Source organism: Mesorhizobium sp. M2A.F.Ca.ET.043.02.1.1, assembly GCF_003952405.1.
In the GTDB taxonomy this organism is placed as follows: Bacteria; Pseudomonadota; Alphaproteobacteria; order Rhizobiales; family Rhizobiaceae; genus Mesorhizobium.
The window spans coordinates 1,493,685-1,506,191 of record NZ_CP034445.1; the positions used below are offsets into that span (position 1 = coordinate 1,493,685).

General features: G+C 62.0%; 12 protein-coding genes. 10 read left to right on the top strand and 2 right to left on the bottom strand.

The window, feature by feature from the left end; genetic code table 11:
• The first annotated feature begins 102 nt into the window (after positions 1-102).
• The 3 genes from flhA to EJ068_RS07085 are packed head-to-tail and all read left to right on the top strand — an operon-like array spanning position 103 to position 3,325.
• Positions 103-2,190 carry a flagellar biosynthesis protein FlhA gene (gene flhA / locus EJ068_RS07075; RefSeq protein WP_127250729.1) on the top strand — a complete coding sequence of 696 codons (2,088 nt, stop codon included), beginning with the start codon at positions 103-105 and terminating at the stop codon, positions 2,188-2,190.
• Positions 2,187-2,939: a flagellar biosynthetic protein FliR gene (gene fliR / locus EJ068_RS07080; protein ID WP_095817132.1), complete on the top strand. Its 753-nt coding sequence runs from the start codon at positions 2,187-2,189 to the stop codon at positions 2,937-2,939. The genes flhA and fliR overlap by 4 nt, the downstream gene beginning before the upstream one ends.
• A 2-nt stretch (positions 2,940-2,941) precedes the next feature.
• A complete protein-coding gene (locus EJ068_RS07085) occupies positions 2,942-3,325 on the top strand; it encodes a hypothetical protein (RefSeq protein ID WP_129554502.1) in 384 nt (127 codons plus the stop codon).
• 395 nt (positions 3,326-3,720) lie between these two features.
• On the opposite strand, the gene EJ068_RS07090 is transcribed toward EJ068_RS07085, so the two are convergent.
• Positions 3,721-5,472 (bottom strand): adenylate/guanylate cyclase domain-containing protein, encoded by a 1,752-nt coding sequence (locus tag EJ068_RS07090; RefSeq protein ID WP_127250731.1) that lies wholly within the window; start codon positions 5,470-5,472, stop codon positions 3,721-3,723.
• A gap of 308 nt (positions 5,473-5,780) precedes the next feature.
• Here EJ068_RS07090 and EJ068_RS07095 point away from each other — a divergent pair, with 308 nt between their 5' ends.
• From EJ068_RS07095 to EJ068_RS07125, 7 genes are all read left to right on the top strand, one after another.
• Positions 5,781-7,547, top strand: a complete 1,767-nt coding sequence (locus EJ068_RS07095) for an adenylate/guanylate cyclase domain-containing protein (RefSeq protein ID WP_126081500.1) — start codon at positions 5,781-5,783, stop codon at positions 7,545-7,547.
• A 110-nt stretch (positions 7,548-7,657) separates the two neighbouring features.
• Positions 7,658-8,590: a 2-dehydropantoate 2-reductase gene (locus tag EJ068_RS07100; protein WP_245463156.1), complete on the top strand. Its 933-nt coding sequence runs from the start codon at positions 7,658-7,660 to the stop codon at positions 8,588-8,590.
• A 34-nt stretch (positions 8,591-8,624) separates the two neighbouring features.
• A complete protein-coding gene (locus tag EJ068_RS07105; RefSeq protein WP_189342585.1) occupies positions 8,625-9,365 on the top strand; it encodes a class I SAM-dependent methyltransferase in 741 nt (246 codons plus the stop codon).
• Positions 9,366-9,659: 294 nt separating this feature from the next.
• On the top strand, positions 9,660-10,229 hold the full coding sequence (locus EJ068_RS07110) for a rod-binding protein (protein WP_245463361.1): 570 nt from the start codon (positions 9,660-9,662) through the stop codon (positions 10,227-10,229).
• 8 nt (positions 10,230-10,237) lie between these two features.
• Positions 10,238-10,657 (top strand): hypothetical protein, encoded by a 420-nt coding sequence (locus EJ068_RS07115; RefSeq protein WP_126081498.1) that lies wholly within the window; start codon positions 10,238-10,240, stop codon positions 10,655-10,657.
• Positions 10,658-10,688: 31 nt separating this feature from the next.
• Positions 10,689-11,219 (top strand): hypothetical protein, encoded by a 531-nt coding sequence (locus EJ068_RS07120; protein ID WP_126081497.1) that lies wholly within the window; start codon positions 10,689-10,691, stop codon positions 11,217-11,219.
• Positions 11,220-11,405: 186 nt separating this feature from the next.
• Entirely contained in the window at positions 11,406-11,690 is a 285-nt protein-coding gene (locus EJ068_RS07125) for an SCP2 sterol-binding domain-containing protein (RefSeq protein ID WP_126081496.1), read from the top strand.
• Between the two features lie 59 nt (positions 11,691-11,749).
• On the opposite strand, the gene EJ068_RS07130 is transcribed toward EJ068_RS07125, so the two are convergent.
• Complete coding sequence (locus EJ068_RS07130; protein WP_245463442.1) at positions 11,750-12,274, bottom strand: N-acetyltransferase; 525 nt, start codon at positions 12,272-12,274, stop codon at positions 11,750-11,752.
• Positions 12,275-12,507: the final 233 nt, after the last annotated feature.

Consider the following 12,507-nt stretch of genomic DNA (forward strand, 5'->3'; position numbering starts at 1 on the left):
CCGTGGCAAGGTCCCGTAGCCGCTGTCCCACCTTCGCGCAAGCTTGGAGGGTTACGGTCAAGGGCCTGACCTGTGCGTGGCGGGTCTTGATTTGGGGACGACATGGCGATCAGCGAAACACTCCCGTCCGGCGTGGTGGCGAAGAACGGCCGCGACGTCTTCTTCGCGCTGGGCATCGTCGTCATCCTGGCCGTGCTGTTCCTGCCGATCCCGGCTTTCCTCATCGATATCGGCCTCGCTTTCTCGATCGCGCTGTCCGTTCTGATCCTGATGGTGGCGCTGTGGATCCAGCGCCCGCTTGACTTCTCGTCCTTCCCGACCGTGCTGCTGATTGCCACGATGCTCAGGCTATCGCTCAACATCGCCACCACGCGCATGATCCTGTCGCACGGCAATGAGGGCACGCATGCCGCGGGCTATGTCATTTCCGGCTTCTCCAAGCTGGTGATGTCGAGCGACTTCGTCATCGGCCTCATCGTCTTCATGATCCTGATCGTGGTGAACTTCATCGTCATCACCAAGGGCGCCACCCGTATCGCCGAGGTCGGCGCGCGCTTCACCCTCGACGCCATCCCCGGCAAGCAGATGTCGATCGACGCCGATCTCTCCGCCGGCATGATCGACGAGAAGACGGCGCAGCTGCGCCGCCGCGAGCTGGAGGAAGAATCCTCCTTCTTCGGCTCGATGGACGGCGCCTCGAAATTCGTGCGCGGCGACGCCATCGCCGGCCTGATCATCACCGCCATCAACATCGTCGGCGGCATCGCCATCGGCTATCTGCGCCACGGCATGGGCCTCGGCCAGGCCGCCGATGTCTTCATCAAGCTGTCGGTCGGCGACGGCCTCGTCACCCAGATCCCGGCCCTCATCGTCTCGCTCGCCGCCGGCATGCTCGTCTCAAAGGGCGGCACGCGCGGCTCGGCCAACCAGGCGGTGTTCGGCCAGCTCGGCGCGCATCCGCGCGCCCTCTATGTCGCGGCCTCGCTGCTGGTCATCCTCGGCCTGATGCCCGGCCTGCCGCTGTTCCCCTTCTTCGCGCTCGCCGGCGGCATGGCCGGCCTGGGCTATATCATCCCGTTGCGCCACAACCGCGCGCTTGCCGCCGCCGAAGCCTTGAAGACGCAGGAGAAGGCGAACAAGGTCGAGGAAGAGAAAAACTCGGTCAAGGCCTCGCTGGCCACCGCCGAGATCGAGCTGCTGATCGGCAAGCAGCTTTCGACCAGGCTGATGGTGGCGCACCAGGAACTGGTCTTCCGCATGTCGAAGATGCGCAAGAAATTCGCCCAGCAATATGGCTTCGTCGTGCCGGAAGTGCGCGTCGCCGACGACTTCGCCATTCCGCCGAAGAGCTACCAGATCAAGGTGCACGGCACGGTGGTCGCCGAATACCAGATGCGCGTCGGCGAAATCATGGTGCTGCTCGGCACGCGCGGCGTGCCGGACATCCCCGGCGAGGAGATCCGCGAGCCGGCCTTCGGCATGCGCGCCTATTCGGTGCTCGAAACCTTCGCCGAGGATCTGAAGCGCGAGAACTTCACCTTCGCCGACAACATGTCGGTGCTGCTCACGCATCTCTCCGAGGTGATCCGCAACAACCTGCCGCAGCTTCTCTCCTACAAGGACATGAAGGCGCTGCTGGAGCGGCTCGACCCCGAATACCGCAAGCTCGCCGACGAGATCTGCACCTCGCACATCTCCTACCCCGGCCTGCAGGCGGTGCTGAAGCTGCTGCTCGCCGAGCGCGTCTCGATCCGCAACCTGCACCTGATCATCGAGGCGATCGCCGAGATCGCGCCGCATGTGCGCCGCACCGAGCAGATCGTCGAGCATGTGCGCATCCGCATGGCGCAGCAGATCTGCGGCGACCTCTCCGAAGGCGGCACGCTCAAGGTGCTGCGCCTCGGCAACCGCTGGGACCTCGCCTTCCATCAAAGCCTCAAGCGTGACGCCAAGGGCGAGGTGCGCGAGTTCGACATCGATCCGCGCCAGCTCGAGGAGTTCGGCCAGGACGCGAGCAAGGCGATCCGCAAGCATCTCGAGGCCGGCGAGCGCTTCGTGCTCGTCACCGCGCCCGACGCGCGTCCCTATGTGCGCATGATCATCGAGCGGCTGTTCACGACGCTTCCCGTTCTCAGCCATGTCGAGATCGCCAAGGGCGTCGAGATCAAGGTGCTCGGAACGATCTCGTGAACGCGCTCTCGCAAGGCGTCGTCATCGCCGCCTTCCTCGCCTTCTGCCGCATCGGCGCCTGCTTCATGCTGATGCCCGGCCTGTCCAGCGCGCGCGTACCGCTGCAGATCCGGTTGTTCGTTTCAGTGGCCGCGACCGGCGGCCTGCTCGCTTTCCTGTGGGATCGCATCTATCCATTCGTCGATCCGCGCCCGCAGATCCTGGCGCCGATGATCGTCTCCGAGCTGCTGGTCGGCGGGCTGATCGGCGCCATGACAAGGCTCTATATGGAAGCGCTGCGTTTCATGGGCTCGGCCATCGCCACGCTGATCGGCTATGGCGGCTCGGGCGGGCCGGCGATCGAGGAGCCGGAGCCGCAGGCAGCCCTTGCCGCCATCATCTCGTTCTCGGCCCTGCTTCTGCTCTTCGTCTTCGACTTCGACCACGAGATCGTCAAGGCGCTGGTCGCCTCTTATCAGGTCGCGCCGGTCAACGTGTTCTTCAATCCGCAGGCGGCGCTGGTCGATGTCACCGACACCGTGTCGGATGCCTTCTTCCTGGTCATCCGGCTCGGCAGCCCCTTCGTCGCCTATGCCATCCTGGTTAACCTGACGATCGGCTTCGTCAACAAGCTGACGCCGCAGATCCCGGTCTATTTCATCTCGCTGCCCTTCGTCATCGCCGGCGGCATGATCATCTTCTATTTCGCCGTCGGCACGCTGCTGTCGCTCTTCGTCGACGGCTTCGTCGACCTCACGCTGGCGAGATAGCCATGACCACGCGCAAGGATCGTCTGAAGAAATTGGTCAAGGTGCAGGAGCAACTGAAGGCGCTGCACGAGACCCGCCATGCCGGCTTCCTCGCCGCCGCCGTCAAGGCAGAAGCGGAGGCCAAGGAACTGATCGAGCATTTCGACACCGACAGATCGTTGGCAGGCCTCTTTCCCGCGCTCTACCACAAGCGCATCACCGACGCGCTCGGCCGCCAGAAACAGAACCTGGAAGATGCCAAGCACGAAGCCGCGCTGATCGCCACCGCGACGGCGCGCACCAACATGGTCGAGCGCGCCTACAAGGACGTGCGCCGCCGCGACGAACGCGAATGCTCCGACCGCGAGCGGCTCGATCTCATCACGCAGAAGCGGGCCGAGGAGTAGCTCGGTAACAACCCGAAGGTGATTTACGGGCGATACCACGACCGCTTTGCGCCTATCTCGGCCATAGAGGTCGGCTTCGCAGCTTCCTCAAAGTGGACGTTGCCGAGCGACTAGGAGGTGGTGGTAGCGACGAAAACGGACGATCAGCCGTTGTCTTGCGAAGCAGCCGTTGCCTACGTCCTAAGGATCGCCGACTGGCTCGATTTCGAGCAGGTGGCGCCCCAATCGCCGGCACAGGCGACGAGTTGGGATCAGGACCTCTCACCCCTCACATGACGCGGATCGCTTTGTACGGCGTCCTGCGGCGACTTGTGCCGGGCCAACGCAACCCACGGGGCTGTCTTTCGCGATCCCGGTGCGTTCCCCACTCGCTGTCATGCGCCAGCCCGACAGCGCTATTCCGGCAGGCCCGCCTTTCGCAAGCCTTCTACAAGCAGAGCCAAATCGGCCGGACGGCAGGTCGGCATGACATCAGCCAGATTGGAAATTCGTTGGCCGGGATTGAGGGCGAGAATTCGGCTCACCACCTTTTGTGCTTCATCGGCTCGGCCAGCATGAGCATAGCTTGCAGCCGCATAGCGCAATGAACCCAAAAAGTCCGGCTTTTCCTGTAACGACCTTTCGGCCCAGGATGATGCCTCCTCATATCGACCAGCGAAGAGATAAGCCACTGCAAGCGCATTCTGCATGTCGAACATGAGCGGGTCGACCGGGCTCATGCGTATCGCAGTCGCGAGGTGCTGGACGGCGGTTTCCGTATCGCCGAGGTCGACTCTGACCCAGCCGCTGAATAGCCACGCAGTAGCCAGGTTCGGGTTGAGCGCAAGCGCGCGATCAATGAACGCTGCCCCGCTATTGTTGTCGCCCACGACGAAGGCGAGTGCGGTCCCGCCGAGTGAGAGCGCAACCGCGTCATCCCTGCCCAAATCCACTGCCTTCAGAGCCAGGCGTTCTGTTTCGACGGTTTCCTGCTCACGGTCGGCCATCCAGTCGTTCGCCTTGCGCATGACAGCACAGAACGCGGCCATGCCGTATGCCGAGGCGAATTCAGGGTCGAGTTCGATGGCCTTGTAAAACAACTGAAGGGCGTTTGCGGTGGATTCCCTGGTCAATTGGTGGAGGCTTGCTATCCCGCGCAGATAGTAGTCGTAAGCGTCAAGGTGTTCGGTCGGCTTGCGCTTGGCCCGCTCGATCTCTGCCTGTTCCAGCTTCGGAGCGATCGCTCCGACGACGCTCCGGGTCACTTCCTCCTGCAGATCAAAAACATCCTCCAGCCCGCCGTCGAAACGGTCGGCCCATAGATGTGCTCCCGTTGTCGCGTCGATAAGCTGACCGGTGATGCGAACCCTGCTCGCCGCCTTGCGGACGCTCCCTTCAAGCACGTAGCGCACACCAAGCTCGCGTCCGACCTGCTTGATGTCCACGGCCCGGCCCTTGTAGGTAAAGCTCGAGTTGCGCGCGATGACGAACAGCCAGCGCGTGCGGGAAAGCGCGGTGATGATCTCCTCGACCATGCCGTCAGCGAAGTAGCCCTGCTCGGGGTCGCCACTCATGTTGTCGAATGGCAAGACCGCGATGGACGGTTTTTCGGGAAGCGCCAGCATATCCTTTGTGGAGAATACCGAAGTGGGTTTCGCTCGACTGACCCGATAGGCGCGCACCGCTTCCACGATGTTGTGGACCTGATGGCTACCGAGATCGGTGTAGCTGTAGTCTAGTTTGCCTTTGACCTGCTCGTAGACGTTGCGCGCGACGCAGATGCCGCCAGGTTCTGCAAGCTTCTCGAGCCGCGCGGCGATGTTCACGCCATCACCGTAGATCGTATCGTCCTGCGCGATCACGTCGCCCAAATTCACACCCATGCGGAAAGTCATGCGCTTGTCTTCGGGCAAACTTGCATTGTGAGCGGCCAATCCCTCCTGGGCTTCGACCGCACACTGCACCGCGTGGACCGCGCTGGCGAATTCGACAAGAAGGCTGTCACCAGCCGAACCGACGATCCGTCCGCGCGACTCTTTGATCTTGGGCTCGATAACTTCGGCGCGAAGCCTCTTCAGATGCGCAAGCGTGCCAGCCTCGTCGGCTCCCATGAGACGGCTGTAGCCGACGACGTCGGCTGCAAGGATTGCGGCAAGGCGTCGCTCCATGCTTGTGTCCCGGCTCTCCCATAGATCGCTCCGACTGGCGAGCGTAGTCTAGTCCTACCTCCAATGCGAGCGTGCAGTGCCGGCGCCAATAACCGGCGACCTCGCTAGAGGTCGCGTTTAGCCAGAGAGCCGCCGTTACGTATAGACGATCGGCATACTTGTCACTCAGGCAGCCCGGCCTTGCCCTCCTGGAAGGACACATCGCCGTTTGTGTCGCAGTTCAGACCCGAAGCGGCCCCAGGCGGAACGGATCTAAATGCAGCGGCCCTCCTGAGTCTGTGCTATGTCGGATAGGGAAGGAGGGGCAAATGAGCGAGACCCGCAAGCTTGCGGCAATCCTGGCCGCCGATGTCGTGGGATACAGCCGACTGGCTGGCGTGGACGAAGATCGGACTCTCGCGCGCCTGCGGGCGCTCCGCAGCGATCTGGTTGATCCTACCATCGCGGTACACATCGGACGCGTGGTGAAACGCACCGGTGACGGAGCCCTTGTCGAGTTCCGTAGCGTGGTCGATGCCGTCCGATGCGCTATCGAAGTGCAGAATGCCATGCTTGAACGAAATGCCGGAGTGCCGCCTGATCGACGTATCGAGTTCCGGATCGGCATCCATATCGGCGACATAGTCGAGGAGAGCGACGGTGACCTAATGGGCGACGGTGTTAACATTGCTGCTCGCCTGGAAAGCATTGCGGAACCAAGTGAGATTTACCTGTCAGGTGCGGCATATGAGCAGGTGCGCGACAAGCTGAAGGAAGAATTCGAGGATCTCGGCGACAAAGAACTCAAAAACATTGCACGGCCGGTGCGAGTCTATCGCGTGGCCTTCGACCGTCACATCGCAAGCGTGTCGACAGTGCCCGATCTGTCCGGCGGAAGACTGGCGCCGCCCGACAAGCCGTCGATCGCCGTCCTGCCCTTCCAGAACATGAGCGGCGACCCCGAACAGGAATACTTTGGCGACGGGATCGCGGAGGACATCATTACCGCCTTATCCAAGCTGCGGGGCTTCTTCGTTATCGCGCGCAATTCGTCCTTCGCGTACAAAGGCAAGGCGCCAGATATCCGTCAGGTCACGCGCGAGCTTGGTGTTCGCTATGTACTGGAAGGCAGCGTTCGCAAGGCGGGTGAGCGACTGCGGGTAACTGGCCAGCTTATTGACGCGGCCAGCGGCAATCACATCTGGGCAGAGCGCTACGACCGCCCCGCCTCTGATATTTTCGCAGTGCAGGATGAGATCACTCACAGCGTTGTCGCAGCGATAGAGCCGCAGATTTACGCAGCTGAACGCCTTCGCCTTCAAAGTAAGGCGCCTGAGAGTCTCGATGCGTGGGGCTGCGTCGTGCGAGCAATGCCTTATATCTGGACATGGGTTATTCAAGACGAGGACACTGGCATCAACCTCCTGAAGCGAGCTATTGAGCTTGATCCCCACTACGCTCGCGCCCGCAGCCTGCTCGCGTGGGCCTTCGCCACCCGTGTAATTTCCGGCAATTTGGAGTTTGAGCAAGGCATATCAAGTGCCCTCGCGCTTGCCCAAGGTGCGATAGACCTCGATCCCGACGACGCATGGGCCCATTTCGCGGCAGGTTACATATCAGCGTTTTCGAGACGATTTGGGCCGGCGGTGGAGGAACTGAACGAGGCACTGCAGCGTAACCCGAACTTTGCATTCGTCCACATAATCTTGGGGGTAGCCTACGGCTATGCGGGGCTTGCTGAAGATGGCCTCCGCCAGCTCGAAATCGCACGACGACTGAGTCCCCTTGATCAAACCCAAGCAGCGAATCTTTCGGTGGAGGGTCTTTGCCATCTGGTCGCCGGCCGTTACGCCGAAGCGGTAAGAGCTGAACGTCGGGCTGTACTGATGAGACCAAACTTTGGAACCGCTTGGCGCACACTCACAGCAGCCGCAGGACTGGCCGGTGATCTGGAAATCGCACGTCAAGGACTCGTCGAATGCAAACGGCTACAGCCGAATCTCAGCATCGATTGGGTCGAAAAATACCACCCACTGATACGATCACAGGACCGTGCCAGATATATCGAAGGCCTACGACGCGCAGGCCTGGAATAATGACCTGTGAACTGGTTCGTCACTGAAGAAGCTGCTAATATTCGTTCGGCTCACCAATTGGTCCGCAACGCTTGGCGGGTTGATGGCGACAGCTGACGTCGAGGGACGGCATGCGGATCGCAATGATGGGAGCGGGCGGCATCGGCGGATATATTGGCGCCAGGCTGGCCCAGGCAGGGGGCGACGTGAGCTTCATTGCTCGCGGAGCGCACCTCGCGGCAATGCTCCAGACTGGTCTGAAAATCCAGAGCGACCTCGGCAGCTTTGTTCTTGCGCCTGTGACCGCGAGCGAAGCGGCGGTTCATATCGGTCCCGTCGATTTGGTGATCTTTGCAGTGAAGCTCTACGACAGCGAGGATGCCGCTGCGTCGATCGCTCCGCTCATAGCCGATAACACGCGCGTCGTTACGCTGCAAAACGGCATCGATAGCGTCGAAATTCTTTGTCGTCACGTGCAGGTCGAGCGCGTGATCGGTGGCGCCACATACCTTTCCGGTTTCATCAACAAGCCCGGCGAGGTCATTCATTCGGGCGGGCTGCCGCACATCTTGGTCGGCGGCCAACATGATCCTGTCATCGAGGAACTGCGGGAGCTGTGTGATCGTGCCATCGGGCTTGAGCTGAAGCCAGTCGCAGACATCGACGAAGTGCTTTGGGAGAAATTTGTAACGCTTGCCGCTTTCTCGGGAGGAACATCGCTGATGCGCTCTGGCATCGGCCCGATCCTGGCCGATCCGGAAGCACGCATCTTCATTGAACAGTTGAGGGATGAGGGGATGGCGGTAGCCGCAGCGGCCGGCCACCCAATGGCCGACGGGTTCCCGGGCCGCGTCGAGACCAGGTGGTCCGCGTTTCCTCCGCATGTGAAATCCTCGATGGCAAATGACCTCGAACGTGGGAGACCCATCGAGGTCGCGTGGCTTTCCGGGCGCATGCATCAACTGGGAATTGAGTTGGGTGTCGCCACGCCAGGCCACACGGCGGTTTTTCGGGCGCTGCATCTGCATGCACTGGGGACGCAGCGCCAGAATTCCAATCTCTGATCACGCTCATAGCCGAATCTATTTGGAGGACGTCATGGCAGGTTCCTCGAACGAAACAACGTTAGTCAGGGCAGGCGACGACGCTGTCGGCTCCCAGGACATGTTCAACAAGGAACTGCAAACCTATCGCAAGATCGTTGGCGCGAATCTCATGTTCCATCGCGAGGTCTACGGCGTCCTTCGCGATCTGCTTGTCGAGCATGCGCCGGCGTCATTCCGGTTTCTCGACATTGCCTGTGGAGATGCCAGCGCCTCCGCCGCAATGCTGAAGACGATGGCGATCGGAAATTACGTCGGCATCGACTTGTCTGAGGCATCTCTGCGACTGGCGGCACGAGAGCTCGACGGTATGCCATGTCCGGTCGAGTTGCAGTGCAATGATTTCGCCCAGGCCATGGCGAAGTGGTCTGAGCCTGTCGATGTAATCTGGATTGGGATGTCGCTGCATCACCTGCCTGCCACGGGCAAGGCACAGCTGATGCACGACGCCCACCGCGCTCTGGGCGGGAAGGGCATGTTTATAATTTGGGAGCCGGCGCTGTTCGAAGGAGAGGAGCGCTTATCCTGGCTGGCACGATTTTCTTTGCTGCGCGACGAATGGTCGGCAGTTTCAGATGAGGAATTCGCTTCGATGGAAAGGCACATGCGACTTGCCGATTTCCCGGAGACGGTCGGCACATGGCTCGGCATGGGCACGGACGCCGGCTTCTCCCAGGCGGAGGAGATTTTCATGATGCCTAACGAAATGGGTAGGGTGTTTCGATTCTCAAATTGAGTCTGAGCCGAGAATAGCCGCCGTCATCTTCGGCACGACCACACAGAGCTAGGCGACTATTTTGGACGAGATGCGCCGAGCTACCGATCAAAACCTCGAATTCGTCTTGTAAACAGACCGTCGGCTTGCGGCCCCAAAGGCGACATCAGCAGAACATCGCGTGGGGAATGCCACTCGAAGCGCGAGCAGACAACCGATCCAACATCGGCATTCCGTCGCCCTTTTTCCCGCAAGCCTGCCACAAGCTTGTTCAGTCATGTTGCGGATAACAAAACCGGCAAAGGGCGGACTTTCTTGGCCATTTCCCCACCCAGCGACATCGTCATGGACGTTGCCCGCGCAGCGGAGCCGGCCGATGTCGAAGCCGCGCGCGCGGCGCTCGCAAGAAGGGCGAATGGCACTTCGGCACCGTTCTCTGTCGATCAGTCCGCCACGGTCGATGCCGGCTCCGTGCTCTCGCGCGCCACTGCCGACAAGGTGGAAGCCGCCAATCCCGCGAAGAAGTTCCAGCGCTTCGAGGCGATGGTGCTGACGACCTTCATCCAGAACATGATGCCCAAGGACGCGGAGGGCGTTTACGGCAAGGGCCTGGCCGGCGACATGTGGAAGTCGCAGCTCGCCGAGAAGGTAGCCGATGTCATGGCCGCGCATGGGGGCATCGGCATCGCCCGATCCATGCTTGCCGACCATTATCTGGATGGCAAGCGCAAGGTGCCGGTCGGCCCCGTTGCCGGCGGACCGCAGAAAACCGAGATAGACCAGCAAACCAGGCTTTCGACCTCGATGGTCGAGGAGCTTGAGCGCAAGGCCGCACGGTCGATGACCGGCGACGACACAACCATAAAAATGGACATCAATATCTAGGGACCTACATGGCCGACCAGACGGACCTTTACAACCTTCCCGCTCGCGCCAATGCATCGGACGCGCCTGCCGCCGCACGACCCGGCAACCTCGCCGCCATCATCGGCCGCATCGAGGAAGTCGTGGACGAGGAGACAGCCGGCATCCGCAGTGGAACGGCCTATGACCTCAAGGCCTCGAACGCGCGCAAGAGCCGGTATCTTTACGAGCTCAACCGGGCGCTCAAGGGCGCCAACGAGATCGAGTTCCTCGAGCAGCATCGCGAGGGCCTTTTGCGGCTGCGCCAGAAGCTGGCCAAGAACGAAGCGGCGATCCTTGCCCATCTCAACGCCGTCAACGAGGTCGCCACGCTTCTGAGGAACGCCATCCAGCGCGCCGATACGGACGGCACCTATTCGGCCGCCGAGTTCGGCATGGCCCGAGCCTGATGGAGATGATCTGGGCGCAAGGAAAGACCCGGTGATAAAGTTTGTCGCCGCCGCGCTGTGGATTTGCGCCGTGACGCTGGGCGCGGTCTTCTATTCCTTCCAGGCGGCCAGCCAACGCGGCGCGGCCGAACCGCCGAAGCCGATGCTGGGCGGCCTCGACTACGTCAAGACCGACATGATCTCGGTGCCGCTGCTGCGCGATGGCACGATCGACGGCTATTTCCTCACCAAGCTCGTCTACACGATCGAGCCGGAGCAGATGAAGAAGCTGTCGGTGCCGGCGCAGGCGTTGATGACCGACCAAGTCTATTCCTATCTCTATTCCAATCCGCAGATCGATTTCACGAAGAAGGAATCGATCGATCTCGACGCCTTCCGCAAGTCGATCCGCGATACCATCAACACCCGCATTGGCGTCGAGCTGGTGCACGACGTGCTGATCGACCAGGTCAACTTCCTCTCCAAGGACGATATCCGGGACAACGCGCTGCGCCGTCGCAGGGGCGCCGGGGAAACCGCGGCGGCAATGACCAAGGCGTTCAAGGCCGCGCCGGAGCATTGATCGCCCGGCACGGATGCCTAGCCGCGCTTACCCCTGTTGCGACATGACGCATGGTGACCGCGTTGACGTTTACGTCAACTCGAAGCTATATGCGCGGTGACAGGCGACCGCGCAGGCGCGGCGCATCTACCTCGCCCAGCGGCCAAGCGCCGGTGCGCGTCAACGCAACCAACGAGGAGAACAGCCATGGGCGTTCAGGAGATTGCCGACAAGATCAGGTCGCGCGTGGCAAGCGCGGGCTTCGAGCATTCGGTCAAGTTCGACACCGGCGGCGACGGCGTCATCGTCATCGACGGTGCGACCGTCTCGACCACCGATGCGCCGACCGACTGCACCGTGAAGCTGTCGCTCGACGATCTGGATTCGCTGATCGCCGGCGACCTCAACCCTACCATGGCCTTCATGGCCGGCAAGCTAAAGGTCGAAGGCGACATGACGGTCGCCATGGCGCTCAGCCAGCTGCTCGGCTGATCGTTCGCAAGAAACAAGGCCGCCCATCGGGCGGCCTTGTTTCTGTCGAATAGTAGGCGTCAGGCGACAAAGCCCGGCGCCTGCCCCTTGATCTTGCGGCCGGCGGCCTTGATCGTGCCCTTGACGCCATCCAGCGTGCCGTCCTTCAGCTCCAATGCCAGAAGCCGGTGCCGCTCGTAGGGGCCAGGCATGGCAAGCGTTCCGGTGCGGTCGGCCGAGAAGCCGAACCGTCCGTAATAGGGCGCATCGCCGACGAGCAGGATCGCGCCATGGCCGAGCCGCGCGGCCTCGGCGATCGCATGCCGCATCAGCGCCGAGCCGATGCCGCCGCTCTTCAAGCCAGGCTCGACCGCCAGCGGGCCAAGCAGAAGCGCTGCCGGACCGCCCTCGCCCAGCCTCACATCCCAAAGCCGCACCGTGCCGACGACCACGCCCGACGCATCGCGGGCGACGAAGGCCAGTCCCTCCGAGGGCCGGCGGCCGCGCCGCAGCTTTTCGGACGACTTCTTCTTGCGCTTCGGCCCCATGGCGCGGTCGAGCAGCGCTTCGCGCGCCGTGGTGTCGGCCGCGCTTTCGCCGACGATGACGAAGGCAGGCGCCTCGACGGCCCCCTCGTCCGGCGCGCCGCGCGAGCCAGCCTGTGCCCGCAGGGCAAGGGAGGGCGCCAGCGCATTTTCAGGCGAAGTGGAAACCGGTTCGCCGTAAGAAAATGCGCCACGAAGCACTTCCGCAATCGGGCTCTTCTCCCCCGCGGAGAAAAGCTCATCCGACGGTCCGGACGAGGGGGCAATTTCGGTGGCCGCGATGGCCGATTTGA

Bases quoted from the DNA above. Each gene is read 5' to 3' on its own strand.
- EJ068_RS07095 (WP_126081500.1), top strand. From the start codon at position 5,781: ATGAGCGAGACCCGCAAGCTTGCGGCAATCCTGGCCGCCGATGTCGTG.
- EJ068_RS07085 (WP_129554502.1), top strand. From the start codon at position 2,942: ATGACCACGCGCAAGGATCGTCTGAAGAAATTGGTCAAGGTGCAGGAG.
- EJ068_RS07125 (WP_126081496.1), top strand. From the start codon at position 11,406: ATGGGCGTTCAGGAGATTGCCGACAAGATCAGGTCGCGCGTGGCAAGC.
- EJ068_RS07090 (WP_127250731.1), bottom strand. From the start codon at position 5,472: ATGGAGCGACGCCTTGCCGCAATCCTTGCAGCCGACGTCGTCGGCTAC.
- EJ068_RS07105 (WP_189342585.1), top strand. From the start codon at position 8,625: ATGGCAGGTTCCTCGAACGAAACAACGTTAGTCAGGGCAGGCGACGAC.
- EJ068_RS07115 (WP_126081498.1), top strand. From the start codon at position 10,238: ATGGCCGACCAGACGGACCTTTACAACCTTCCCGCTCGCGCCAATGCA.
- EJ068_RS07100 (WP_245463156.1), top strand. From the start codon at position 7,658: ATGCGGATCGCAATGATGGGAGCGGGCGGCATCGGCGGATATATTGGC.
- flhA (WP_127250729.1), top strand. From the start codon at position 103: ATGGCGATCAGCGAAACACTCCCGTCCGGCGTGGTGGCGAAGAACGGC.